The organism is Roseibium sp. RKSG952 (assembly GCF_009711355.1).
The window spans coordinates 37,572-61,960 of record NZ_SMMF01000928.1 but is presented as its reverse complement, the minus strand read 5'-3'; the positions used below and the strand labels follow the sequence as shown (position 1 = coordinate 61,960).

Here is a 24,389-nt window from a genome sequence, read left to right as displayed (position 1 = left end):
AGCCAGCTGGTTTCGAAGCGTATGATCAAGCAAGCTGGTGACGATGATGAAAACCCAGCCGGTTCAATCATCAATCTGTCCTCAATTGCCGCGCGTCGCACTCATCCGGACCTGATGGCCTATTCGGTTTCAACAGCAGCTCTGGATCAGATGACCCGGTCTCTGGCTGTTGCCCTGGCCCCGAACCGGATTCGCGTGAACTCAATCGCGCTGGGTTCGGTAATGAGCGCATCATTGCAATCCACCCTGAAAGAGAACCGGGATTTCCGGGACGATATCGAAAAGCACACCCCGTTGGCGCGTATCGCTGCGCCCAATGAACTGGTTGAAACCGCACAATTCCTGGCCTCGGACGCGGCGGGTTTCATGACCGGACAAATCCTGACAATCGACGGCGGCCGCACCCTGCTGGACCCGGTCGCTGCCCCTGCACATTAAGACCCATGTTTGAAACTGAAAAAGCCACTGCTGCAGCCTGGTTCCGTGAGCTGCGCGATGACATCGTCACCGCCTTTGAAGCGCTTGAAGACAGCCACGAGGCTGGACCGTTCTCGGACGCAAAGCCCGGCCGGTTCGAAGTCAAGGAAACCAGACGCCAATCCGATGACGGTTCGGACGCAGGCGGTGGACTAATGTCGGTGATGCGCGGTGGACGTGTATTCGAGAAGGTCGGTGTCAACGTCTCGACCGTTTATGGAACACTGGGTGAGCGCGCCCAGCAAGCAATGGCTGCGCGCAGGGGCATTCCGGGCATGAAGGATGACCCAAGGTTCTGGGCCTCGGGGATCAGTCTGGTCGCGCATATGCAGAATCCGCATGTCCCGGCTGTACACATGAACACGCGTATGTTCTGGACCCCCCATGCCTGGTGGTTTGGCGGCGGGTCCGATCTGAATCCGTGCATCGAATATGATGACGACACAGCGCATTTCCACGCGACGCAAATGGCGCATCTGGATCCGCATGGCCCCGGCCACTACCCGCGTCTGAAGGAATGGGCGGACGAGTATTTTTATATCCCACACCGCAAGCGAGCACGTGGAGTTGGCGGCATATTCATGGACGATTATTGCACCGGGGACTGGCAGGCCGACTTTGCGCTGACGCAGGATATCGGGCGTGCGTTTCTGCCGGCCTTCCTGCCTCTCGTCGAAAAGCGCCGAATTCAGGGCTTCGGCGAAGACGACAAGAACACGCAACTGGTGCACCGTGGCCTCTATGCCGAATACAACCTTGTCTACGACCGAGGCACCAAATTCGGGCTGGAAACCGGACACGACCCAGACGCGGTTCTGATGAGCCTGCCACCTCTGGCCAAATGGGTCTGAACCTCGGGCTCAGAAACCCAGATCCATGAAGTTGTCGTAGCAATACCCCTGCGCAGACGCAGCCGTCATGTTCGCCCCTACCCGTTTGACGGTGACGGAGTAGCCCGGACTGGTGTCGGCCCCGGCCGGCGGTGTCAGGGAGAACTGGACCGTACGCACACCGGGCTCATATGCCCTGTAGATATAGATGCGCTGCGTGGCAGACGTTCTGAGGGTGCGGATGGCAAAATCACCGATCCCGCACCAATAGGTGACGGGTGCGGTGCTACCGCTGGTTGCCACTTCGTAAACACCGCCATCCATCGGAGTAACCGTTGTCTGGTAGGCGGGCCGTATGCCGACGCCAAACCCTATGGCGGACGCAAATCCCGGTACCAAAATCAGCGAGATCAAAGTGCTTATCTTCACCAAGCGGTTCATAATAAATCCAATCCCAAGAATTCTTGTTTGAGATCGATAATAGATGGCGTGCCGGTTGAGTAAAGCCGGACAGGCCACGTACAAGGGTCATTGACCCAAATCGCGCTCAGCCAAAAAGCTATCATTTCAACAATTTGCGCGCTAACATCGCGATATGTTTGTTTGTTGAGGTGCATGTTGAGCAAGACGTTTCCAAAGGACTGGTTCGATATTTCGCCCGAGAAATACGCGGATTTCGGTGCTTTGTTTTATCTTGCCGGACTGACCAAAACGCATCAAAAACGCAGCCTCGCTCAGGTTCTTTATGCCTTTGAAACGCCCCTTCGATTGGGCCAGTATCATATCTTTCGCCAGAACGGTTTTCCCCGCGGGTTCGTTACCTTTGCCGGTCTCAGCCCCGATGCCGAATACAAATATGCGGTCCAGGAAAAAGCGCTGAAAGACACGGATTTCACAAGCGGATCTTCATTCTGGATTGTCGATCTTGTTGCCCCGTTTGGACAGACCAGCCAGATGGTGGATATTCTCAAACGTGAAATACCCCATCCGCGCGTCCGGACCAACAGAATGGATAGCGATCTGACCCGGAACAGGATCGTTGAATGGACCCGGGACGACGCAGGCGAAGTACATATGCGGCTGTATAAGAAAAAGGAGTTCGCACAGGCGCTGAAAGAGGAAGGATCCTAGAATGGTCTCAATCATCGGCGACACAACAGGTTCGGTAACCGGTGACCTACCGAATGTTGCGGACGGTGATCTGGGCATAACCAGCGGGTTCCCGATCATTTCTCAGGACTGGGAAATTCAAACGCCGCCTGCATTCGGCACAGCGACCATTGATCCTGCGACCGGGGAATGGACCTACACCGTTGATCCTACTTTCTTTGATGATCTGGACGATGGTGAGATCGTTACCGACACGTTCACCGTGCAGGTAACTGCGGTTGTCAGCGTGTTTGGCTTCCCGGTTGAGGACATCCAAACGCAGCAAATCACAATCACCATTGAAGGCGTCTGCTTCACCGCAGGCACGCTGATAAATGCGCGGGACGGCCCGTGTCTCATCGAAAACTTGCGCGTAGGCGATCTTGTCGTCACCGAAGATCACGGATTGCAACCGATCCGATGGATCGAAGGCAGTCAGATGAGTGCTGAACACTTGCGCGCAAACCCGGCGATGCGACCGGTTCGAATTGCTGCAGGAAGTCTTGGCCCCGGCTTGCCAAAGCGTGATTTGCTCGTGTCGCAGCAGCACCGTGTCCTTGTCCGTGGCCCCAAAGTTGAGCTGTTGTTTGGCGCCTCCGAAGCTTTGGTTGCTGCCAAGCACTTGTGCTCATGGCCCGGGATTTCCGTCGATACATCGGATACGCCAGTTGAATACATGCATATCCTGCTGGATCGTCACGAAATCCTGATGGCCGAAGGCGCCCCGGCCGAGAGTTTGTTTCTGGGCGAAGAAGCGCTGCACACACTATCGTCGGATGGGTTGCAGGAACTGGCCGAGATCTTTCCTGACCGGCCAGCTTCTGACGGAATGAGCTTTGGGCGCGCAGCGCGGGTCATTCTGCGTGAACACGAAGCGCGGGCACTGGCCTGAGATCAGGCCTGCCCGTTCGCAGCAACGCGCCCGCCAACATCCTGCGGGGCCAGCGCGACCGTCTTGATAACCGCATAACAGGGATGACCGGGCGCAAGTCCGAGCGCCGAGACCGAACGGCGTGTCACGCGCGCCAGTATGGCACCAGCCGGCGTTTGAACCGACACGATTGCCCCCGGCCCTTCGCCTGCCCGGATCGTATCGACTGTTCCTTCCAACACATTCAGCGCCGACAGACCTTCCGGTTTTCGATCTGACAGAATGACCTCTTGGGCCGGAATGCGGATACGCAACTGTTCCCCAACACGATGCGGAATCTTTGGCAGGAACAAACGGCTACCCCCTGCCTCAAGCTCGGTCAGCCCGTCCGCATGATGTTCTGCAACCTTAACCCGCAACACCGCACCAACTGCTCGAACACCGGCGGGGGCAACAGAGGGGTCTGCCAACACCTCGGACGCCGGACCATGACGCAGAGCCTTTCCATCCTGCAGCGCCACTACCGAAGTAGCCAACCGCGCAACTTCTGCGGCCGAATGCGTGACGTAGAGGATCGGAACTGACACTTCGTCCCTCAATCGCTCGAAATATGGGAGGATTTCCGCCTTTCGGGCATCATCCAGCGCCGCCAGAGGCTCATCTGCCAAAATTAGGCGGGGGCTGGCCAGTAGGGCACGACCAATCGCTACCCTTTGTTTCTCACCGCCCGACAGTTTAGCGGGGCGGCGGTCCAGCAGATGACCAATCCCCAGCATTTCGATAACTTTGTCCGGGTTTTCGCGTTGCGCATTTCTGGGTGCGAACCAGCGCCCGAATGCCAGATTTTGGCGAACCGTTAGATGTGGAAATAGCCTGCCTTCCTGAAAGATATATCCCAGACGCCGCCGATGCGGCGGCAGCCACAATCCTTTGTCCGTGTCGAAAAGAACCCAGTCATCTACGGCAACCCGACCTGCCTGTGGCCGCAGCAATCCGGCGACCGCATCAACGATCGTCGTCTTACCCGAACCGGATCGCCCGAATAGAACCGTTACGCCAGGCGGTGCATCAAAGCTCAGATCCAGTTCGATCCCTGGCAGGCTGTGTTTCAAACGAACGGATAAGCTCATGATCCGGCCACCCGCGCAGCTGCACGCCGGCCGACATACTCAGACAGCAGCAAAGCACCCATCGCTATGATGATGGAAATGATGACCAAGCGGGTCGCCGCCGCCTCCCCTCCCGGCACCTGCAAGAAGGCATAGACAGCCGAAGGTAATGTCTGCGTTTGACCCGGAATGTTCGACACGAATGTGATGGTCGCCCCAAATTCACCCATCGCCTTGGCGAATGCGAGGATCGCACCGGCAATGATCCCCGGAAGAATCATGGGTAAGGTCACGGTGGCAAAGACAAACGGTTGCGAGGCCCCAAGGGTAGCACCAGCCTGTTCAAGCTTGGGATCAACCGCTTCGATCGACAGCCGGATCGCCCTCACCATCAGCGGAAATGCCATGATCCCTGCAGCAAGCGCAGCTCCGGTCCAACGGAAGGCAACAACGATGCCGATTTCCGCCAGAAGTTTCCCTAACGGTCCCTGCACACCAAATGTCAGAAGCAGCAGATAGCCAGTCACCACGGGTGGTAAGATCAGCGGCAGATGCACAAGACCGTTCAACAGTTGCCGCCCTGGGAACCGCCATCGAGCAAGGGCATAGGCCACAAATATGCCCACCGGGAGCGTTGCGAGCGTCGCCCAGAAGGATACGCGCAGCGAAAGCCTCAGCGCTTCCAGCTCTGCAGGGCCAAGCCATCCCATTATTGCGCACCCAGCAGGGAAAACCCCTGCTCCAGAAAGACGGCCTGCGCTTCTTCGGACTGCAGATAGCTCAGAAAGTCCTGTGCATCCGATGCGCCGGATTTCGTAAGTGCCACCGGATAAATGATCGGTGCATGGGACCCGGAGGGGATCGTCCCAACAACACGGACCTGTTCCTCTGCCTGCGCATCAGAACGGTAAACTATGCCCAGAGGTGACGCCCCGGTGGCAACCAACGCAAGAGCTGCACGAACATTGTCTGCCTGCGCGACTTTGCCTTGAACACCATCCCAAAGGCCCAGATTCTGTAAAGCTGTCTTTCCATAGATCCCTGCCGGCACGGCATCGACCAGGGCCATCGCCAGATAACCACCCTTCAACTCTGATTGCAGGTCATAATCCGCGCTGAGTTCGCCAGTGTCCGTCTGACCCGAACCGCCAATCAACACCAAACCGTTGCTTAGCAGATCAATCCGGGAATCAGCTTCGATCCGGTCGTGATCCTCAAGGTAATCCATCCATTCGACATTGGCCGAGATGAACACATCTGCAGGGGCACCAAGCTGTATCTGGCGCGCCAGAACCGATGATGCCGCGTAAGAGATTGTGACGTCTTGCCCCGATTGTTCTTCGAAATCCGTGGCAATCTCATCCAGCGCGGTTTTCAGACTGGCCGCTGCAAATACCAGCGTTTCTTCGGCTGCTGCCCGAATCGGGACCAAGGCCAAAGCGCAAATCGACAGCATTGCGAACAGATGGCGGCATGCGCCGGGCTGCATCCTGTGCTCTCCCGTTAGGAAAGTAACTTTCTCAGGGAATATCGGAGGCAGCCGGGCACAAGCAAGGTCATTTGCGGAACACAAAGGCGTATGCGGCGGAAAAGACAGCACATCCCGACGGTTCGGGGGCGAATTACGAACACATTTACTGGCACAAACCCGCAATCGGTTATTTTCTGCAAAACTTGTGCGAGAATTTATGCCTAACCCTCTTGCGCCCGCTCTCAGGCTTGGCTAAATCCCCCCCCACGGGTGATTAGCTCAGTTGGTAGAGCGCTTCGTTTACACCGAAGATGTCGGGAGTTCGAGTCTCTCATCACCCACCATCGACTTTCATTAAAAGTCAATTCGGTAGTAGATATCGCGCCATAGGATGTTTGGCAGCGTACTACTCATCATATTGCACTTTCCCGCTATGCCTTGGCAAAGGAACACGGCTTTTCAATGCTCACTATACTGGCTTTGTCCAAATCAACCGGCGATTCTCAAGAATCCTGACCGGTTTAAGTATTCCGCCAGCTCCGCTTTGAAGCGTTCATCGATCTCAGGATGTCGCACAGATTTTGGCCCCTACCCGAACAGGCTGCGTCGCGAGTGGGTGCGGTGAATACCTTTGTTCCGAAATCCAAAGCGGCGACGATCAATAGTTCTCGAATGGCCGTTGTTTTGGCGCCCGCCTCACCTTCTCTCTAAACCTAGCGCCTATTGGTGGCGCCCAGAGAAGTGGAGCTAAGACAATTAGAAATCGCCGGGTGACGCACGCCGTCCCGTTCAGCACTGTGCTGAGCGTTTTGGAAGAGACGCCCGACCATGAACTTGTCGGTTAAGTGACAGGCTTTGTGAGGCTTCTTTATGTGGACAGTTCGCGGCCAGGAGCCTGTCCTATACATCCGCGAGCGTCATTGGGGCATGCGATTTACGGCGAGAAATTTAGAAAGTCACAAATATATGACAAGTTCTCGCAATACTTATGCCAATATTGCAATACATATGAGATCAACCCCGCCGAGCTGTTTGTTGGTGTTTTTTTAACGAGGGGGTACTTCGGCGGGATCAGGGGTGAGAGCGTGTTGGCATTCCAAACTGCTGTACACAGCTCTCCCCCGACTTAACAAAATACGACCAATCTATCCGCCCCGAAGCCTTTGCATCAGATAAATCTCAGCCCCTTCCGGGATCGGCTCTGACAAGCCGCTGGCGATGATGCGCCCGTCGATGGCTACGGAAACACCCGCGTCGATCGGGGCCTGCAACTGTGGATAAACCCGCACCAAAGCACGCAGCAATTCTCCTGTCGTAGCGGCCTCGACCTCGACCACCTGCTTGCCCCCGGTCAAAGACCGGAGGCCAGACCAAAGGTGAACCTCAACCATCTTCCTTCAGCGCAGCAAGGATACGTGGTGGGGACATTGGCAACTGCCGCATGCGGACACCTGCAGCATTGGACACAGCGTTAGCGATCGCTGCCAGCGGCGGCACGATGCCGGTCTCACCCACACCTCGCACGCCGAATGGATGGCCCGGATTGGGCACCTCTACAATCACCGTGTCGATCATTGGCAGGTCGCTGGCAACAGGGATGCGGTAATCGAGGAAGATCGAGTTCTGCAAGCGACCATCATCCCCATAGACATACTCTTCGTTGAGCGCCCAGCCGATGCCCTGTGCGGCACCACCCTGGTATTGCCCCTCGACGTAGTCCGGGTGGATCGCCTTACCTGCATCCTGAATGACGGTGTAGCGGGTTACGCTGGTTTTGCCGGTTTCAGGATCAACCTCGGCATCGACAATATGCGTACCGAAAGAGACGCCTGCGCCTTCCGGGGTAGCCTCAAAATGTCCCGAGATCGGCCCACCCGTTGAACCCATGTCTGCGGTGATATCAGCCAGCGGCATGGGATCGAAGTCACCTGCATTCGGGCCAGAAGGCACGGCATGGCCGTTTTCCCATTTCACCGCGTCGGCGGGGATACCCCATTTGGCGGCCGCCCGTTCGCAGAGCTTTTCGACAGCACTCCGCGCGGCCTTGATTGTCGCCAAGCCACTGGCATAGGTCACGCGGCTGCCGTGGGATACGTCGTTATAGCCCAGCGTTGCAGTGTCCGCGACGGTCACACGGATGTTCTCATAAGGGATGCCCAGCACCTCGGCTGCCATCAGTGCCATTGAGGCGCGCGAACCACCAATATCGGGCGTTCCGACCATCAACTGTGCAGAACCATCCTCAGATAGTGCCAGCGAGACAGATGTCTCACCACCATGGTTGAACCAGAAACCGCAGGAAATACCGCGCCCCTGCCCCGGTTTCAGCGGGGCTGAGTAATGCGGATGCGCCTTGGCGGCCTCGAGCGTTTCAACAAGCCCGATACGTTCATACCGTGGGCCATAGCTGGCTTTGGTTCCTTCATGTGCCGCGTTTTTCAGACGCACATCCACCGGATCGAGCCCCAGCTTGTTGCACAGTTCATCCAGAACCGATTCCACAGCAAACGCTCCCATTGGCGCACCAGGCGCACGATACGCGGCCTGTTTGGGACGGTTGGACATCACGTCATAACCTACCTGCCGTACATTGGTCAGGTTGTAGGGCGCAAAGGCGCACATAGCGGTCATATCGCCGGGCGCACCCGGGAAGGCCCCGCCTTGCAGGCGGAATACGCCTTGTGCAGCAGTTATCGTGCCATCCTTCTTCATGCCGATTTTAACGTCCATCGAAGCCGATGCGGTCGGTCCGGTCGCACGGAACACTTCGGACCGGTTCATGACGACCTTGACCGGGCGATTGGCCTTGCGGGACAGGGCCAGAGCGACGGGTTCGACAAAGACTGTGGTCTTGCCGCCAAATCCGCCACCAATTTCGGATGCAGTCACACGGAGTTGCGAGGTCTCAATTCCCAGCAGAGCAGCACAGGTTTTCTGCGCAATCCAGTGTCCCTGCGTTGTACACCACAGCTCGCCTTTGCCGTCATTACCCAGCGTCGCAAGGCAGGCATGAGGCTCAATGTAACCTTGGTGCGTTGCCTCGGTGACAAAGCTGTCTTCAATAACCAGATCGGCCTCAGCAAATCCGGCTTCGACATCGCCATGACCACTTTCATGGTAACGCACGACATTTGGATGCATCCCTTCAGGAACCGAGTAATCGGACGCGCCTTCGCGGATGACCGGCGCGTCGTGTTCCATTGCCTTGTCCACATCTGTCACATGGGGCAGGACTTCGTATTCCACTTCGATCAGCTTGAGCGCGTCCCGCGCGGCCAACGCCGATGTCGCTGCAATTGCTGCCACGGCATGACCGTCATACAGCGCCTTTTCGCCCGCCATGACGTTTTCCAGAACGTTCCAGAACTCGCCTTCGAGACCGGGCTTGAACTCAACCTTGTCGGAAAAATCCGCACGGGTGACGACGGCCTTCACATCCTTCTGCGCTTCGGCCCGCGAAGTATCTATACTGATGATGCGTGCATGTGCGTGGGGTGAGCGCAGAATGGCACCGTGCAACATGCCGGGCGCATACGCGTCCGCTCCGAACTTAGCGCGGCCGGTCACCTTGTCCAGGCCATCAGGACGGTCAGGGCGCGTTCCTACAAACTTGAAATCTGATTTGCGATCATCGAGTGCCATTACGAAGCCTCCCGCAGTTCAGCAGCCGTATCCATCACGGCGCGGATAATCTTGTCGTACCCGGTGCAGCGGCAAAGATTGCCCGCCAGCCAGTAACGCGCTTCTTCCTCGGTCGGGTTGGGGTTCTTTTCCAACAGCGACTTGGCCGCGACCAGAACACCGGGGGTGCAAACGCCACACTGAAGAGCTGCATGTTCGATAAAGTTCTTCTGCAGCGGGTGCAGAACATCGCCATCAGAGATGCCTTCGACCGTTTCGATCTGCTTGCCCTCGGCCTCAACCCCCAGCATCAGGCAGGAACATACCAGACGGCCATCAACCGTGACCGAACAGGCCCCGCAATCCCCGGTTCCGCAGCCTTCCTTGGCGCCGGTCAGGTTCAGCTTGTCGCGCAGACAATCCAGCAAGGTTTCGCGTGGATCGCACAGATATTCGACCGTATCTCCGTTCACGGTCGTGGATACGTGGAACTTGCTCATGCTTGCTCTCCCTTCGCACGGGCATAGGCAATCTTTGCGGCGCGCTTGGTAAGCACACCTGCGACTTCGGTACGGAATTCAACAGTACCGCGCTTGTCGTTAATCGGGTTGCAGGCTGCTGAAGCAGCCGCAGCCAAAGTTTCAAGCGCTGCGTCATCGAGCGTGGTGCCGATGATCGCCTTGGCGCATTCGTCAACCAGCAAGACAGTCGGCGCAACCGCACCCAATGATACTCGGGCTTCAGCGATTGTATCCCCATCCAGACGCAGGTTCACCCCAACGCCGACGACAGCGATGTCCATCTCGGTGCGCGGGATGAAGCGCAGATACGCATCGCCACCATTTGCGCCGCGCGCCGGAATGTTCACAGCAGATATCAACTCACCTTTAGCCAGCGAGGTGCGGCCCGGGGCGGTGGGAATATCTTCGACAGCGACCTCGCGTGTGCCATCGGGGCCGGTCACCGTAACGGTCACCCCGGCCGCCACCATCGCCGGCACGGAATCAGCAGCCGGTGAGGCATTGCACAGATTACCGGTCAAAGTTGCCCGCCCCTGAACCTGTGTCGAACCGATCAGATCCATCGCCTCGACCACTCCGGGCCAATCGCTAGCCAGCTCGGCATCTTCGCTCATCTCTGCTCCGGTAGCCGCGACACCCAGTGTCCAGCTGCCGTCTGCATTGCGGGTGATATCCGATACGCCGTTGATTTTCTTGATGTCGATCAGCGTATCAGGCGTCACAAGTTCTGATCGCAGTTGCACCAGAACATCGGTGCCGCCTGCCAGAAATCTTGTTACGCCCGTCGCGTTCGCAGCCAGAGCCGATGCCTCGGCGAAACTGGCGGGGCTGTGATAATCCATGAATTTACCTCGCGCCTGTTGGTCAGGGTTCACTGGGGTTCGAGGTGGACGTTAGTGCAGCAACACTGCCGCGTCCATGGCAGGAGCGACCAAATTTTCACAGCCGAAATGTCGTTTCCTGACCAAGCTCAAAGATCGATCTCGACCACGCCCCCGGCTTCGGCAGCGCGACTCTGACACAGGATCATCGCACCTTCGCGCTGTTTATTGGAAAGGACAAAGTCGCGATGCTCAATTTCACCGGAAATCACGCCGCATTTACAGACACCGCAAATCCCGTCTGCACATTTGACATCCACATGTATGCCCGCCTCATTCAGCACCTGTGCTGCGTCCTTATCGGCTGGCACTGGAAGCTCGCGACCCGATTGATTGAGCCTGATCGTAAACGGATGATTCTCATATTCCGGCTGCTCCGGAACTGAGAAATACTCGAGATGTCGCGCCTCGTCCGGGAAACCCTGCTTTTCAGCGGCCTGGATGACTCCATCCATATAGCGATCGGGTCCGCAGGTGTAGACATGCCATCCCGGCTGATACCCCGACAGAACAACTTCCAGATCCGCACGGGTACCTTCATCCGAGAAATGATAGTGTACGCGATCGGCCCACGGCATGGTGGCTAGGTCATCCAGATAACCGGCTCCCTGTCGTGTGCTGGCCGAATAGTGCAGCTCAAAATCTTTGCCCAGCGCATACAGGCGATGCGCAAAAGCAATCATCGGGGTGATGCCGATACCGCCCCCCATCAGGAACGTCTTTGCAGCAGTTTCATCCAGATCAAAATGGTTGATGGGTTTCGAAATGAAGACTTTGCGCCCTTCGTTGAAGATACGGTGCAACAATGCCGATCCACCGCGGCCTTCATCCTCTCGCAACACGCCAATCTGGTACGTGCTGCGATCAGACGGATCACCCGACATTGAATACTGTCGCAGAAATTCCGGAGCCACCAGCACGTCCAGATGCGCCCCTGCCGTCCATTCCGGAAGCGGGGCACCGTTCATCGCCGAAAACTCATATTTGGTCACATCAGCGGTCATCTTATCGACTTTGGTCAGTTCCACACGCATTACCGGTGCATCGCCAGCAATCTGGTATCGATGAACAACTGACATATCGCCCGTCGCCACGCGGGATTTGTATTCATCCGCTGTGACCATCGCCTCATAAGCGGCAATGCCGGCTTCGCGATCCATCGCAAATGGATAGGGCCAAGGATGTGGGGCGAGGTATGCCGGGTAGACTGCCAGCGTCTGATCTTCATATTTCAGATCCAGATCCCTCTGCAGATCGCGCCGGTTCAGTGGCTGCTCTGTCGGTCGATAGGCACCGTCTGACTGCAACTCCAGATCCCACCACCATTTCTTGGTATCGTTCAGCCCACCGTTGCCGACGGCATCGTCCAGCTTCGCCAGAACCGGAGCGGCAGACGGAATGTTCATCGCCGCCCAACGGAACGGGCGCTCCTTGAAAATACCTTCGAGGTTCCACGGACAGGTTTTCATGCATCGCCCGCACATCGCGCCCCCCGGCGTGGTGATCCTGTAGGTGGCACATTTCTGGCTGTCGGATTTCCAGATTTCGTAGCCGTTGAACATCAGTTTCGGTCCAGCGGTGATCGCACCCGAAGGGCATTCGCGTGCGCATTTATTGCAGCTTTCACAAAAGCTCTGCAGGCCGAAATCAATCGGTTTGTCATGTTCCATCGGCATGTCGGTTGTCACGACACCGGATTTGAGGCGTGGGCCCAAATAGGGATTCAGGATCACCTCACCAATGCGCGAGACCTCTCCCAATCCGCTGAGCAGCAACAGCGGTGGTTGCAGCACTTCACCATCCATCACCGTATGCGCCTTGGCTTTGTAGCCGAGATTGCGGATCTGCTGGGCAATCACGCCGCCCAGCAGCGAGAACCGCAGATAGGCCCGCATGGATTGCGCAACGCTGATCCAGTCGTCCCCCGAGGCGCCTTCCATGGTTTCATAGCCCTGATCGATGATCATGCTGATCGCCTGATCATGGGGCGGAACGATTTCTTCCCCCGTCGCGTCGTGAGAATACCAACTCCATTCCGGGCAACGGCTGAGGCCAACAGCATCAACACCCAGAAAATGGCTTGCTGCCTTGAGGTTCGCGGCATTACGCTCGTAATTTCTGGGCTTGCTGACCTCGGCGCTTTCGCCATCCTGCAACAGGACAAACGCCCCCAAGGCCCGACGCTGTGCAAAGCTGGGCGCCGCCTTGCGCACATAATAACCACCCTTGGCGCTGTCCTGCAGTGTCTTACCCATATCGCCGAACTGGGCGCGTGCGAACATGTCCGCGCGCTTGGGTACCCGCGCGACATTTACTTCGTCGATGTAAGTGGTCGGATCGTCGACACGTTTGAGGTTCTCAAACGGATGCGCGCCATCCATGTATCGCCGTTTGGCGTAGGGGTCGCGGTTCAGTGCATTCTTGGCAAAGCCTGCCCCCAGCCACCAGGCCGGGCCTTGCGTTCGAAACCAGGGCTGTTGCGCCATCGGGGCCAGCGGCAGGTCGTGAGCTATATCCATCTCGGTCGTGACTGCGGCCAAGCCAAAGCGCCGCCCTAACCAAGGTGCGACCAGCCCATCAACCTCTGACGATACCAGCCCGGCAGCCACGGCAAGTTTGCCCAGGTCAACTTCTGACGACATGGCGGTATGTGCCCGGGCATCAAAGCCAAGCAGGCGAATGTAATTGGCAATGACGACGGCGTTTTCAGTTGCCAGCAGACACGCCCGATGATCCTGAGCATCCAGTATCCAATCCGCGCCAGGCTCAGATGGATCGGGATCTCGGTTGTGTTCATACAGAAATACGATGGCATGACGATGTGTGTCGATCGAACCCGGCGTCGCCTCCATGCTTTCTTTCAGATCGGCCATGATCACATCGATGCCAGAAGCCAGAGTTTTGGTTTGACGCGTCCTCAGCGCATGGGCCAGCCGATCGATATCCGGGTTCCGGCGCGGCGCATCTAGCAACGCCTCGGTTGGCAGGGGCCCACATCCAATCATCGAGGCATCATTGAAATACCCAAAGGCCTTCAGATGGTTTGCCCGCTCAAGCGGATCTGCGGGGACCTCGGACATCACCGTATTTACGAATCCATCCCGGATTGCATCCATCATGGCCTGAAACTCACCCATCGCGTTTACGATGCTTTCGGGTTGCTCGGGGCGATGAAAGCTAAGGTCCGGCATAGATGGCACCGAGCCAAGATCCGGCATATCGGCCTGACGCGCCAGTCGCTCCAGCGGATATGAGCCCATATGAACCGGACGGTTTTTGTCTGAGAAAAAGCGGATCCCCATCGCGCGCCTCCTTTGGATGACAGTCACCTATAGCCCGGTGGACAACAAAACCACTCATGACTAGTCATATATGATATGAACAAAACTGATTTTACTGACCTCGATGGCAAAGTCCTGCGCACCTTTCTGACGATCCTCGAAGAGAGTTCGGTATCAAAAGCTGCAGACCGACTGGGCGTCACGCAATCGGCAATCAGCCATACGCTGGCGAAGCTCAGACTGGTTCTGGGCGACCCTCTGTTTGTCCGCTCGGGTCAAGGGCTGACCCCGACCGAACGCGCCCTGTCGCTGAAAGAACCGGTTCAACACGTACTGGATGGTCTGCGCGCCTTGACGGAAGGGCGGCCTTTCGACCCCCTGTCAGAAGAGATCAGCGTCCAGATCGCCACTAACGACATGCCGCGCGAGTTGGTATTTCCGGAACTTTTGCGGACGGCACGTGCCGATGGGGTAAGGCTGAAACTGGGCTTCATCCCGTCAGGCGTACCCTCCGCAGATATTCTGCGTAGTGACCGATGCCAGCTGATGTTGACGCCTCTGCCACCGGACGGCCCGGACATATTTCAGAAGCTCCTGATCACAAGTCCGCTCATGGTTTTCTACGATGGCGACCGGCGCGCGCCGCCAGACAACTGGCGATCTTATTGTGAAAGTGAACATGTCGAAGTGCGCTTTGCAGATGGACGCAATGCAAGGGCCGTGATGCGTGGCGTCGATCAAAGTCAGATCCGCCCCGCGACCGTAACACTGCCAAATTTCAACGCGATCCCATCCTTCGTAAATGGCAGCGACCTGATTTCGACCGACACGGCATTGATGAAGAACGGCCCATTGGCGTCACTGGATTGCGCGCCGCTACCTTTCGCGTGTGAACCTGTTTCGATCTACATGGTCTGGCATCAGCGTTCGACAAATGACCCGGCACATCGATGGCTACGCAAACGCATCGAGGCGATCACGGCAGATCTTCAGGCCTGAGAAACAAGCCACTCGCGCATCAATCGCACCAATTCCGGCTGCCGTGGCTTTTTGGGATTAACGACAAAAAACTCGAGGTCCTCCAGCAGCACTTCTGGCAACGGCTGCACCAAATCACCCGATGCAAGCTCGGATGCCACAAGCGGCTCATTCGCCAGCGCAAACCCCTGACCCGAGATTGCCGCATCTATTGCAAGGCTGGTTTGACTGAAACTCATCATTCGCGGTCTGCCAACTACGCCTGCCCGTTCAAGAAACAATGGCCACAGACCATGCGAGTCGCTGAGCAGCAGATGATCCATCAGCTCAGACGGCTGCGATACGCTCTGTGCAAGTTCGGGATTACAAACCACAACAAACGCTGAGGTGAACAACGGTGTGGCTTCAAGATCAGCAGCGAATGGTGCCCTGCTTTGGCGAACGGCGATATCTATTCCGTCACTTTGAAAATCAGCAATGCGTTCCCGCGCGTCCACCTGAACCGAGATATCCGGGTGTTTTGCCGTGAAATCCGATATTCGTGGCACCAGCCATTTCGAGGCAAAGCTTGGCGTCACAGATATCGCGATCTTTCGGTTACCCGACAGATCTTCGACAGCCTCTTCGATCAGGCGAAAGGCTCTGCGCAACGGGGAATGGAAGCGGCGACCCGCCTCAGTCAGCCGCAATCCGCGTGGCAAGCGATCAAATAGCTGTTGCCCCAGCCTTGCCTCCAGCCCGCGCACCTGTTGGGCGACTGCACCCTGAGTAACCCCAAGCTCTTCTGCGGCGAGGCGAAAGTTGAGATGTCTGGCGGATGCTTCAAAGGCACGTATGGCGTTGAGTGGGGGAAGAGCGGTCATGACAATAAGCAGTAGATTTTCTACAGCATAGAGGCAGGAGAACTGATTGGTCAAACCCACCCGGAATGCACATTTTGACTGCAGACCTTTAATGGAGAGAACAATGACTGAAAAAGTTGCTCTGATCACCGCAGGCGGCAGTGGCATGGGTGCGGATTCCGCCCGTAGGCTGGCTGCAGATGGATTTAAAGTTGGCATCCTGTCTTCGTCGGGCAAAGGTGAGGCCTTAGCGCATGAGCTTGGTGGCGTCGGCGTTACAGGATCCAACCAATCCAATGATGACCTCAAGAAACTGGTCGATGCGGCCATGTCGCATTGGGGGCGTGTCGACGTTCTGGTCAACTCCGCCGGCCACGGACCGCGCGCACCAATTCTGGAGCTGACCGATGAGGACTGGCATACAGGGATGGATGTCTACTTCATGAATGCCGTTCGACCGACACGGCTTGTCACCCCGATCATGCAAGCCCAGGGTGGCGGTTCCATCATCAACATCTCGACCTTTGCCGCGTTCGAGCCTGATCCGGTTTTCCCTACCTCAGGCGTTTTTCGTGCGGGGCTTGCAGCCTTCACCAAGCTCTATTCCGACAAACATGCAGCCGAAAACATCCGCATGAACAACGTCCTGCCCGGCTTCATCGATAGTTTGCCGGAAAAGGAAGAATTCCGCTCACGTATTCCGATGGGCCGGTATGGCAAAAGCTATGACGAAATCGCTTCGGTCGTTGCTTTGCTTGCTTCCGAGGGGGGCGCATACATCACCGGGCAGAACATCCGCGTGGACGGCGGTATTACCCGGTCGGTCTGAAGTTTCAGAACCGTGCCTTGATGAGATGCGTCAGCGCCGCGCCTGTTTCAAAATAGGCGCGGCGAAGTCCTGTCCACTTCTCGTGATATTCGGAAACTTCAGACACTGGTAGTTCGGTCAGATCATCGTTCAAAACGCTTGCCGCCATCTGACGTCCAAACACGGTGCCTGGCCCGATTCCACGGCCAGAAAATCCGTGCGCAGACAGGGCATTGGGTCCGATCCGTGTGATCTTGGGTATATGGTCCGAGGTCATTGCGATGCGCCCATGCCAGCCCTCGACCAGCGGCTGGTCCGATAGCTGAGGATAAAGCTCGGCCAACTTGCGTCGCAGCCAGCCAACATGCGCCATCCGACCGGGTCGCTTCAGATCACCCATCCCCCCGATAATCAGACGACCACTTTGGTCCATGCGGAACGAGGTCATGATCAACCCGGTATCCCAGCACCCTTCGCCAGATGGCAGAATGCTGGCGCGCAGATTGTCTGATAGAGGAGCAGTGGCATACTGGAAATAATACACCGGCACATAATCGGGCGCGGACTCTTGCAGGCCTGCGTGATACGCATTGGTTGCTTGTATCACGGACTTTGCGCGGATGGTTCCGCCTTGTGTGCTCAGGCTCCAGACGCCGTCTACCTGATGCATCGACCGGACAGGGCTTTGTTCAAATACTTGAGCCCCCACAGCGATTGCAGCCCGGGCGAGGCCGCGTACATAAGCCAACGGCTGGATGGTGCCTGCCCGCGGATCCAACAATGCCCCGTGAAACGATGCGCTGCCGGTTCTTTGACCCGCTGTTTCTGCTGACAGCAATTCGACCGGCGCGCCTGATGCCGAAAGTTGCGTATGGCGGGTCTGCAGATCCCGGAAGCCCGCAGCCGAATGCGCACAGTGTAGCGTTCCGTTCCTTACGGGTTCACAGTCGATCCCATGTTCCTCGATCAATCGAAAAACGTCAGATGGTGCGTTACCCAGTAGTTCGATCAGCCGATCTCCGGCAGTCTGGCCAAGATGCGCGCGAATTTCATCGGGCGGCAACCACAGGCCTGCGTTCACCAACCCAACGTTCCGCCCTGATCCGCCATGACCGATCTGATGCGCCTCAAGCAAACAAACCGAAGCGCCAGCCTGTGCCGCATGGAGCGCTGCAGAACATCCCGTATACCCCCCGCCGATGATAGCCAGATCAACCGTGATATCTTCGGACAGCGGGTCCGCGTTGACATGCTCGCGGCTGGTGTTTTGCCAGAGGGTATGGTCGGGGTCGATCATATCAGACCTCAGTTCAGTTTTCGCGGATCATTAGCGCGGTGTCAGCCTGTTGCAAGCGATCTCTGATCATCCCGGCCCATCGCGATCAACATCGGATGATCTGCTTGCCGCGCCTGAAAGGATGCCTTGTCGGAAATGCCTCGCCAATTCGCAAATCCCAAAGACTGCGCAACCGCGCCGCCCAGCGTCGCGCCCGGTCCAGTTACGATAAACAGGTCAGGTGCGAACTCCCGTGCGGCAGTCTGGATGGCGCGCGTGAAGTCATAGGTTTCCGTAACCTGATGCCCCAACGTGTAGTCCCACAGGGCTTTTGTGTCCGTCGCCCCTGGCCACCAAACCTTGCCGCGCCCGTCAATAAGCGGGCGTTCAGGTTGTCCAAACAATTCCACACCCAGCCGGGCCCGCCCTTGCTTTGCAACAGGCTCCTGCAGCCGTGTATGAAATGCCGCATGGTTGGCCAGACGCATCGGAAAACGTTCCTGCACAACGAGTTGGGATGCCTCAAAGGCCTTCAGACCTTCCTCATTCCCGGCCAGTACCAGCATACCGCCCAGATCGATGGATAGCGCAAGATCGTGCCCCTCCAACGCGTTGATACGTGCCACGTGCGACAGAAGTTCTGCTTTGCGCGCAGGATCGTTCCGCCAGTCATCATCCACGAATGGATAAACCAATTGCCCACCGATCAGATGCTCCTGCATCAGCGTGCCCATGGTGTTGACCACGCGAAACCCATTCTCGGGGCTCAACGCCCCGGCGGCGGCAAGCGCGATGTACCAACCCATCGAGTTCCCGGTGACCGCGACCACATCGATATCATCCGCAAGCGCGTGCGCATCGGCAAGGGATGCCGCATAGATCAGGGGCGAGGCCACGTCACCGCGAGAGTACTTTCCGACAGTATAGCGCGTGGCGCTGTCCAGAGCGGTGACCGTTTCCTGAGATTCTCCAACTCGGATATCGTCATATCGATGGAACATATCCATGCGCGCAGGATGGTGGCGATGCAGGTAGCCCAGCTCGGGTTTGTTGTAGGTCCCCCGCCCGGGGCAGATTACGACGGCTGTTCGGGTCATTTCTTTGCTCCGGTCAAAGACAATGCAGCGGCAACAATGCCATCCTTCGACGGCAGTGGTGCAGCATAGGCTGGTCCGGTCGCGATAAAGCAATCTTCGGCCACAACACGCGCGGTCGGAGTGTCACCACCTTCTTCGCAGAACAGGGCCATCAGTGCCTCTGACTGGCTACCAGTGCGCCGACATTCATCGACGATCAGCAAATGCTTACATCCTTTGGTGGCTGCCCGCAGCGCATCCGCTGGCAATGGCGCCAACCAGCGCAAGTCGATGATCCGGGTGCTCAGACCAGCCGCCTCAAGCTCTGGCAAAGCCTGCTTCGACAGATAGTGCCCGTTGCCATATGTCACGATGGCCAGATCAGCACCATCTCCATGCACTCCAACCTCGCCCAGCGCGATCCGCTGATCCGGAGAGGGATAGGTTGTCATCCATCTCGCATCCTGCGGTTCGTGCAGATCCCGCATCGGATAAAGTGCAATTGGTTCGAGAAAGACAACGACCCGCTGCTCTTCCCGCGCCAACCGCACGCATTCGCGTAACATCTGGGCGGCATCCGCACCATTGGATGGGCATGCAATGATCACGCCAGGGATGTCGCGTAGTACTGCCAGCGAGTTATCATTGTGGAAGTGACCCCCGAACCCTTTCTGATAGCCAAGCCCGGCAATGCGCAGCACCATCGGGTTGGTGAATTGACCATTCGAGAAAAACGGTAATGTGGCTGCCTCGCCTCGGATCTGATCCTCGGCGTTGTGCAGATAGGCAAGGAACTGAATCTCGGGGATCGGAACAAACCCGTTATGCCCCATCCCGATGGCCAATCCCAGAATGGACTGTTCGTCCAGCAGCGTATCGATCACGCGGTCGGGGCCAAAACGTTGCTGCAACTTTTGCGTGACGCCATAAACACCGCCCTTGCGGCCCACATCCTCGCCCATACAGACGACCTCACCATGCTCCAGCATCAGGTCGGTTAGCGCCCAGTTGATCAGACGGCTCATCGGCTGCGGCTCATCCATTGCGCGCATATCGCCGCCAAATGTACTAGCGCGTGCCTCGGCGCTGGGGCCGTTGGTGGGTTTGCAATTGCGTTTGGGTGGGATCAGGCTGGCCATCACCTCCTGTGCATCTGCCAGATGCGGGCGGGATGCTGCCTCAGCAGCTATGCGATCCGTGCGCGCGCAGGTGTCTTCGTAGATTTTAAGGGCCTGATCCGGCGACAATGCACCGGCCTGATCCAGAAGGCGCACCGTATGCAGGAGTGGATCATTGGCTTCATCCGCTTCAACCTCGGACTTGCTCAGATAGGTGGTTGGTACATCCGCCCCGGCATGACCATAAAGGCGCACGGTTTTCAGATGTAGGAAGGCTGGCTTGCGGCGGGTTCGGACATATCCGGCGGCCTCTTTGGCGACCGCATGAGTTTCGTAAATGTCGAGACCATTGGCCTGAAAATACCGGATGCCCGGCCGGTGCTCCATCGAGGCCTGAATCCAGCCTTTCGGCGTTTTCACCGAAATGCCGATTCCGTTGTCCTCGCACACGAACAGAAGCGGCAATGGCGTGGACTGCACGCTGGTCCAGCCTGCGGTATTGATTGCCCCTTGTGCTGTAGAGTGATTGGCCGAAGCATCACCGAAAGAACACATGGCAATCCCATCTGAGGGAAGTTCCCGGTGTTCAGGATCATGCCGGCGCGCAGCGCCGAGGCTGTAGGCCGCACCGACGGCTTTCGGCAGATGGCTGGCGATTGTCGAGGTCTGGGGCGGAATCGTCAGCGCCTTGGAACCCAGCACCTTGTGCCGCCCGCCCGAGGTCGGATCCTCTTTTGAACAGGCAAAACTCAGCAACATATCCCAAGCGATCTGCTGACCGGGCACTTGCTCTGCGCGCGCGATCTGAAACGCCGCATCGCGATAGTGCAGGAACGCGATATCAGTCGGGCGCAGCGCATGCGCAACTGCCGCCATCCCCTCATGCCCCGACGAGCCGATCGTATAGAAACCCTGCCCTGCCTTCTGCATGGCCCGGCTGGTGCGATCCAAAGCACGGCTGAGAACCTGTGAGCGATAGAGCGAAACGGCTTCTGCATCACTCAGGCCCGGTGTTGGCGGGGCACCTTCAGGAAGGTCACGCTTTGCAACGCGGGTCAGGAAGTTTTCGTGAACGATCTGGGCGCGGTCCATGGCTCGGCCTTTTTTAAATATTATTGTTTCAGAGCGCAGCAACGGCGCGTGTGATGCGGGCAAGCCCTTCGGTCAGGCTATCCGTTGCATAGGCGAAGGACAGGCGCAAATGTCCCGGCATCCCAAAGGCACGACCGGGGACCAGAGCAACACCTGCCTCATCCAGCAGATACCGGCAAAACTCATGATCGACCGGCATTTGCACGGGGGTCTTAGGGAAAACGTAAAAGGCTCCGTCCGGCGTCGCGCAGCTAAGCCCGGCTTGGTTTAGCCCATCGACAACCAGATCCCGGCGCGTTTGCATTTCGCTTCGTCGTTCAGCCAGTAGCTCCTGCGGACCGGTAATCGCCTCGAGCGCAGCAGCCTGTGCGATGGAACAGGCACCTGATGTGATTTGGCCCTGTACAGCCACCATCGCCTTGATCAAGGGCGCAGGACCAATCCCCCAGCCAATGCGCCAGCCGGTCATCGAATAAGCCTTGGACACACCATTCACAATCAGCGTTCGATTTGTCAGGGCGGGAACGGCCTTAACAAAGGGCGTGAAGGGCACATAGGTAAGGTGCTGGTATATTTCGTCCGAGATCACCCAGACCTGAGGGTGATTTTCCAGAACCTTGCCCAGCGCCTGCAATTCAGCCTCAGAATATACTGCGCCGGTTGGGTTTGATGGTGTATTCAGAAGCAGCCATCGGGTCTGCGGTGTGATCGCATTTTCCAGCTGTTCAGGCGTCAGCTTGAAGTCCTGTGAAACAGGGCAATCCAATACAACGGGCACCCCGCCAGCCAATTTCACCATATCCGCGTAGCTGGTCCAGAACGGGGCCGTGGTTATCACCTCATCCCCGGGATTGAGCGTCGCCATGAACGCGGCCGACAGAACCTGTTTGGCTCCGGTCGACACGATCACATTTGCCGGTTCTACGCCGACCTGACCCGCGATGGCCGCTCGCAGAGTAGGTGTTCCGGCGGTAGCTGGATATCTGGTCTGCCCTTCGAGCGCCGCGCGATGCGCCGCGTCAACCACATGGGGCGGTGTAGGAAAATCAGGCTCACCCGTACTGAGCGCAATGACATCCACACCTTGTGCACGCAATCTTGCGGCGTGCTCGGATATCTGCACGATCTCGGAAAGCTCGATCCCTTCAAGCCGCCCCGCCCGCTGGAATTCATCAACACTGTTCTGAATGGTCATGGCGCAAGCTCCGCGTAACGATCAGGTATGGTGTGTATCTCGCTGGAAAAGCCGAATTGCCAGTGATATTCCATCCAAAAGGTATGAGGATAAATCATATGATTGCGCCCCGTCGGTTTCTGCCCTCAATCTCGTCTCTGCTGGCGCTTGAAGCTGTGGACAGACTTGGCAGTGCCTCGGCAGCGGCCGAGGAATTGTCCCTAACGCAAAGCGCAATCAGCCGTCAGCTCAAGACCATGGAAGAGCAGTTGGGGGTTGAATTGATCCAGCGTACCCAGATGCGCCTAAACCTGACCCCGGCTGCAAAAGAGTATGTGGAAATCGCAAGATCGGCGCTGCAGCAACTTGCGCAGGCATCACTAAAGCTGAAGGCAAATCCAACCGGCGGGTCGCTGCATCTGTCGATCTTGCCCGCGTTCGGCATGCACTGGCTGGCTCCACGATTGCAGGACTTCGCCCGTCGGCACCCGGAGGTGACGGTAAACCTGAATACACGCCTCAAACCATTTGATTTTGAGGCTGAGCCCTTCGATGCCGCAATCCACTTTGGCCAACAGGATTGGGCCGGTGTCAACTATATGCCCATCATGCGGGAAGAGGTGCTACCGGTCTGTGCCCCCGATCTGTTGCCGGAGAATACCAGCGACATAAACTGGCTGCATGACGCGCCACTGCTGCATCTCGATACGCGCCCGGACGCGTGGGAGAGATGGTTCATGGCGCAGGGCCAGCCCGCTGAAGGCGTTCGCGGCATGTTGTTTGATCAGTTCTCGACCATGATCCAGGCAACCATTCATGGGTTGGGCGTCGCACTACTGCCCAGCTATCTTGTGACCGAAGACCTGAACAACGGACGGTTGGTGCTTGCATGGGATGGTCCCCCGGTGAGCCTTGGAGACTATTATCTTGTCTGGCCGCAACGGCAGGCAGAGTCAGAACCACTGAAGTCATTTCTGAAATGGTTGAAAGGACAGCTTCGTCAGTCTGAATAATATCGGCCAAGCTTCACCCCAGAAGCTTGGCCGAAAGAGCGCGTGTGGCGCATGATACGAGGGACTTTGCCTCAGATGTCCATCGAACGTGCGATGAGCTCCTTCATCACTTCGTTTGTTCCGCCATAGATCATCTGCACCCGGGCATCCGCGTAAAGACGCGCGATGGGATATTCCATCATGAAGCCGTAGCCACCAAAGAGCTGCAGGCATTCATGCATGACCTCGTTCTGAACTTCCGAACCCCAGTACTTGACCATCGACGCGGTTGCCGCGTCCAACTCGCCCGCCTCAAGCTTGGCGATGCAATCGTTGACAAAGCTGCGCAGAACTTCGGCTTTGGTCTTGCACTCGGCCAGTTTGAACCGCGTGTTCTGGAAATCCATGACGCGTTGACCGAAAGCCTTGCGCTCCTGCACATACTTCACGGTTTCGGCGATGGCAAAATCGATCGCGCCCAGCGCCATAATACCGATTGTCAGTCGCTCCCAGGGCAACTGCTTCATCAGCTGATAAAAGCCCTGCCCCTCTTCCGGGCCGATAAGATTGGTCATCGGAACTTTGACGTCCTCAAAGAACAGCTCGGCCGTGTCATTTGCCTTCATGCCAAGCTTCTTGAGGTTTCGCCCTCGGCGGAACCCTTCGGCACCGTCAGTTTCGACTGCAATCAGCGAAACGCCTTTGGCACCCTGAGTTTTGTCAGTCTTGGCGACAACGATCACCAGATCAGCAGTCTGTCCATTGGTGATGAAAATCTTGGAGCCGTTGATGCGATATGAGTTACCATCTTTTTCAGCTGTC

The 24,389-nt window shown here is 57.2% G+C and carries 22 protein-coding genes and 1 tRNA gene; 8 read left to right on the top strand and 15 right to left on the bottom strand.

Annotated features, from left to right (window positions below; genetic code table 11):
- On the top strand, window positions 1-438 hold a 438-nt coding region (locus E1297_RS49890), incomplete at its 5' end, for an SDR family NAD(P)-dependent oxidoreductase (protein WP_209015959.1).
- A gap of 5 nt (window positions 439-443) precedes the next feature.
- The gene (gene hemF, locus E1297_RS23850; protein ID WP_155142999.1) at window positions 444-1,328 is read left to right on the top strand and encodes an oxygen-dependent coproporphyrinogen oxidase; all 885 of its coding nucleotides are present in this window, start codon (window positions 444-446) and stop codon (window positions 1,326-1,328) included.
- Between the two features lie 9 nt (window positions 1,329-1,337).
- Here hemF and E1297_RS23845 read toward each other — a convergent pair whose 3' ends face one another.
- On the bottom strand, window positions 1,338-1,748 hold the full coding sequence (locus E1297_RS23845) for a hypothetical protein (RefSeq protein WP_155142998.1): 411 nt from the start codon (window positions 1,746-1,748) through the stop codon (window positions 1,338-1,340).
- 177 nt (window positions 1,749-1,925) lie between these two features.
- Between E1297_RS23845 and E1297_RS23840 the strand changes: the two genes are divergently transcribed.
- Both E1297_RS23840 and E1297_RS23835 read left to right on the top strand, forming a co-directional pair.
- Window positions 1,926-2,438, top strand: coding sequence for a toxin-activating lysine-acyltransferase (locus tag E1297_RS23840; RefSeq protein WP_155143009.1), 513 nt, complete (start codon window positions 1,926-1,928; stop codon window positions 2,436-2,438).
- A gap of 1 nt (window position 2,439) precedes the next feature.
- Window positions 2,440-3,348: a Hint domain-containing protein gene (locus tag E1297_RS23835; protein ID WP_155142997.1), complete on the top strand. Its 909-nt coding sequence runs from the start codon at window positions 2,440-2,442 to the stop codon at window positions 3,346-3,348.
- A 2-nt stretch (window positions 3,349-3,350) separates the two neighbouring features.
- On the opposite strand, the gene modC is transcribed toward E1297_RS23835, so the two are convergent.
- From modC to modA, 3 genes are read right to left on the bottom strand one after another with little or no spacing between them, the layout of a single operon-like run.
- Window positions 3,351-4,457 carry a molybdenum ABC transporter ATP-binding protein gene (gene modC, locus E1297_RS23830; protein ID WP_155142996.1) on the bottom strand — a complete coding sequence of 369 codons (1,107 nt, stop codon included), beginning with the start codon at window positions 4,455-4,457 and terminating at the stop codon, window positions 3,351-3,353.
- Window positions 4,454-5,146 (bottom strand): molybdate ABC transporter permease subunit, encoded by a 693-nt coding sequence (gene modB / locus E1297_RS23825; RefSeq protein ID WP_155142995.1) that lies wholly within the window; start codon window positions 5,144-5,146, stop codon window positions 4,454-4,456. Before modB ends, modC begins: the two co-directional genes overlap by 4 nt.
- Complete coding sequence (gene modA / locus E1297_RS23820; protein ID WP_155142994.1) at window positions 5,146-5,925, bottom strand: molybdate ABC transporter substrate-binding protein; 780 nt, start codon at window positions 5,923-5,925, stop codon at window positions 5,146-5,148. Before modA ends, modB begins: the two co-directional genes overlap by 1 nt.
- A gap of 250 nt (window positions 5,926-6,175) precedes the next feature.
- Between modA and E1297_RS23815 the strand changes: the two genes are divergently transcribed.
- Window positions 6,176-6,251 (top strand) — tRNA-Val (locus E1297_RS23815).
- Window positions 6,252-7,052: 801 nt separating this feature from the next.
- Here the strand turns inward: E1297_RS23815 and E1297_RS23810 are convergent.
- The 5 genes from E1297_RS23810 to E1297_RS23790 form a co-directional block, all read right to left on the bottom strand.
- A complete protein-coding gene (locus E1297_RS23810; RefSeq protein ID WP_155142993.1) occupies window positions 7,053-7,298 on the bottom strand; it encodes a MoaD/ThiS family protein in 246 nt (81 codons plus the stop codon).
- Entirely contained in the window at window positions 7,291-9,549 is a 2,259-nt protein-coding gene (locus E1297_RS23805; RefSeq protein ID WP_155142992.1) for a xanthine dehydrogenase family protein molybdopterin-binding subunit, read from the bottom strand. The genes E1297_RS23810 and E1297_RS23805 overlap by 8 nt, the downstream gene beginning before the upstream one ends.
- Complete coding sequence (locus E1297_RS23800) at window positions 9,549-10,028, bottom strand: (2Fe-2S)-binding protein (protein WP_155142991.1); 480 nt, start codon at window positions 10,026-10,028, stop codon at window positions 9,549-9,551. The genes E1297_RS23805 and E1297_RS23800 overlap by 1 nt, the downstream gene beginning before the upstream one ends.
- Entirely contained in the window at window positions 10,025-10,891 is an 867-nt protein-coding gene (locus E1297_RS23795; protein ID WP_155142969.1) for a xanthine dehydrogenase family protein subunit M, read from the bottom strand. The genes E1297_RS23800 and E1297_RS23795 overlap by 4 nt, the downstream gene beginning before the upstream one ends.
- A gap of 128 nt (window positions 10,892-11,019) precedes the next feature.
- Entirely contained in the window at window positions 11,020-14,232 is a 3,213-nt protein-coding gene (locus E1297_RS23790) for a reductive dehalogenase (protein WP_155142967.1), read from the bottom strand.
- 75 nt (window positions 14,233-14,307) lie between these two features.
- Between E1297_RS23790 and E1297_RS23785 the strand changes: the two genes are divergently transcribed.
- Entirely contained in the window at window positions 14,308-15,210 is a 903-nt protein-coding gene (locus tag E1297_RS23785; protein ID WP_155142966.1) for a LysR family transcriptional regulator, read from the top strand.
- Here E1297_RS23785 and E1297_RS23780 read toward each other — a convergent pair.
- Window positions 15,201-16,052, bottom strand: a complete 852-nt coding sequence (locus tag E1297_RS23780) for a LysR substrate-binding domain-containing protein (RefSeq protein ID WP_155142964.1) — start codon at window positions 16,050-16,052, stop codon at window positions 15,201-15,203. The genes E1297_RS23785 and E1297_RS23780 overlap by 10 nt on opposite strands.
- Window positions 16,053-16,155: 103 nt before the next feature.
- On the opposite strand from E1297_RS23780, the gene E1297_RS23775 reads away from it, so the two are divergent.
- Window positions 16,156-16,860, top strand: a complete 705-nt coding sequence (locus E1297_RS23775) for an SDR family oxidoreductase (protein ID WP_155142961.1) — start codon at window positions 16,156-16,158, stop codon at window positions 16,858-16,860.
- Window positions 16,861-16,864: 4 nt separating this feature from the next.
- On the opposite strand, the gene E1297_RS23770 is transcribed toward E1297_RS23775, so the two are convergent.
- From E1297_RS23770 to E1297_RS23755, 4 genes are read right to left on the bottom strand one after another with little or no spacing between them, the layout of a single operon-like run.
- Window positions 16,865-18,136: an FAD-binding oxidoreductase gene (locus tag E1297_RS23770; protein ID WP_155142959.1), complete on the bottom strand. Its 1,272-nt coding sequence runs from the start codon at window positions 18,134-18,136 to the stop codon at window positions 16,865-16,867.
- Between the two features lie 41 nt (window positions 18,137-18,177).
- Complete coding sequence (locus tag E1297_RS23765; RefSeq protein ID WP_155142958.1) at window positions 18,178-19,212, bottom strand: ACP S-malonyltransferase; 1,035 nt, start codon at window positions 19,210-19,212, stop codon at window positions 18,178-18,180.
- Window positions 19,209-21,401, bottom strand: a complete 2,193-nt coding sequence (locus E1297_RS23760; RefSeq protein ID WP_155142956.1) for an alpha-ketoacid dehydrogenase subunit alpha/beta — start codon at window positions 21,399-21,401, stop codon at window positions 19,209-19,211. The genes E1297_RS23765 and E1297_RS23760 overlap by 4 nt, the downstream gene beginning before the upstream one ends.
- Window positions 21,402-21,429: 28 nt before the next feature.
- Entirely contained in the window at window positions 21,430-22,596 is a 1,167-nt protein-coding gene (locus tag E1297_RS23755) for a pyridoxal phosphate-dependent aminotransferase (RefSeq protein WP_155142954.1), read from the bottom strand.
- 98 nt (window positions 22,597-22,694) lie between these two features.
- Here E1297_RS23755 and E1297_RS23750 point away from each other — a divergent pair, with 98 nt between their 5' ends.
- A complete protein-coding gene (locus tag E1297_RS23750) occupies window positions 22,695-23,588 on the top strand; it encodes a LysR substrate-binding domain-containing protein (protein ID WP_155142952.1) in 894 nt (297 codons plus the stop codon).
- Window positions 23,589-23,659: 71 nt separating this feature from the next.
- On the opposite strand, the gene E1297_RS50420 is transcribed toward E1297_RS23750, so the two are convergent.
- A partial coding sequence (locus E1297_RS50420; RefSeq protein ID WP_244327871.1) for an acyl-CoA dehydrogenase family protein occupies window positions 23,660-24,389 on the bottom strand: 730 nt, incomplete at its 5' end.

What these genes read in the sequence shown, in the direction of transcription:
- hemF (WP_155142999.1), top strand. Translation starts at nt 444, where the DNA reads ATGTTTGAAACTGAAAAAGCCACTGCTGCAGCCTGGTTCCGTGAGCTG.
- E1297_RS23845 (WP_155142998.1), bottom strand. Translation starts at nt 1,748, where the DNA reads ATGAACCGCTTGGTGAAGATAAGCACTTTGATCTCGCTGATTTTGGTA.
- E1297_RS23835 (WP_155142997.1), top strand. Translation starts at nt 2,440, where the DNA reads ATGGTCTCAATCATCGGCGACACAACAGGTTCGGTAACCGGTGACCTA.
- modC (WP_155142996.1), bottom strand. Translation starts at nt 4,457, where the DNA reads ATGAGCTTATCCGTTCGTTTGAAACACAGCCTGCCAGGGATCGAACTG.
- modB (WP_155142995.1), bottom strand. Translation starts at nt 5,146, where the DNA reads ATGGGATGGCTTGGCCCTGCAGAGCTGGAAGCGCTGAGGCTTTCGCTG.
- modA (WP_155142994.1), bottom strand. Translation starts at nt 5,925, where the DNA reads ATGCAGCCCGGCGCATGCCGCCATCTGTTCGCAATGCTGTCGATTTGC.
- E1297_RS23810 (WP_155142993.1), bottom strand. Translation starts at nt 7,298, where the DNA reads ATGGTTGAGGTTCACCTTTGGTCTGGCCTCCGGTCTTTGACCGGGGGC.
- E1297_RS23805 (WP_155142992.1), bottom strand. Translation starts at nt 9,549, where the DNA reads ATGGCACTCGATGATCGCAAATCAGATTTCAAGTTTGTAGGAACGCGC.
- E1297_RS23800 (WP_155142991.1), bottom strand. Translation starts at nt 10,028, where the DNA reads ATGAGCAAGTTCCACGTATCCACGACCGTGAACGGAGATACGGTCGAA.
- E1297_RS23795 (WP_155142969.1), bottom strand. Translation starts at nt 10,891, where the DNA reads ATGGATTATCACAGCCCCGCCAGTTTCGCCGAGGCATCGGCTCTGGCT.
- E1297_RS23790 (WP_155142967.1), bottom strand. Translation starts at nt 14,232, where the DNA reads ATGGGGATCCGCTTTTTCTCAGACAAAAACCGTCCGGTTCATATGGGC.
- E1297_RS23785 (WP_155142966.1), top strand. Translation starts at nt 14,308, where the DNA reads ATGAACAAAACTGATTTTACTGACCTCGATGGCAAAGTCCTGCGCACC.
- E1297_RS23780 (WP_155142964.1), bottom strand. Translation starts at nt 16,052, where the DNA reads ATGACCGCTCTTCCCCCACTCAACGCCATACGTGCCTTTGAAGCATCC.
- E1297_RS23775 (WP_155142961.1), top strand. Translation starts at nt 16,156, where the DNA reads ATGACTGAAAAAGTTGCTCTGATCACCGCAGGCGGCAGTGGCATGGGT.
- E1297_RS23770 (WP_155142959.1), bottom strand. Translation starts at nt 18,136, where the DNA reads ATGATCGACCCCGACCATACCCTCTGGCAAAACACCAGCCGCGAGCAT.
- E1297_RS23765 (WP_155142958.1), bottom strand. Translation starts at nt 19,212, where the DNA reads ATGACCCGAACAGCCGTCGTAATCTGCCCCGGGCGGGGGACCTACAAC.
- E1297_RS23760 (WP_155142956.1), bottom strand. Translation starts at nt 21,401, where the DNA reads ATGGACCGCGCCCAGATCGTTCACGAAAACTTCCTGACCCGCGTTGCA.
- E1297_RS23755 (WP_155142954.1), bottom strand. Translation starts at nt 22,596, where the DNA reads ATGACCATTCAGAACAGTGTTGATGAATTCCAGCGGGCGGGGCGGCTT.
- E1297_RS23750 (WP_155142952.1), top strand. Translation starts at nt 22,695, where the DNA reads ATGATTGCGCCCCGTCGGTTTCTGCCCTCAATCTCGTCTCTGCTGGCG.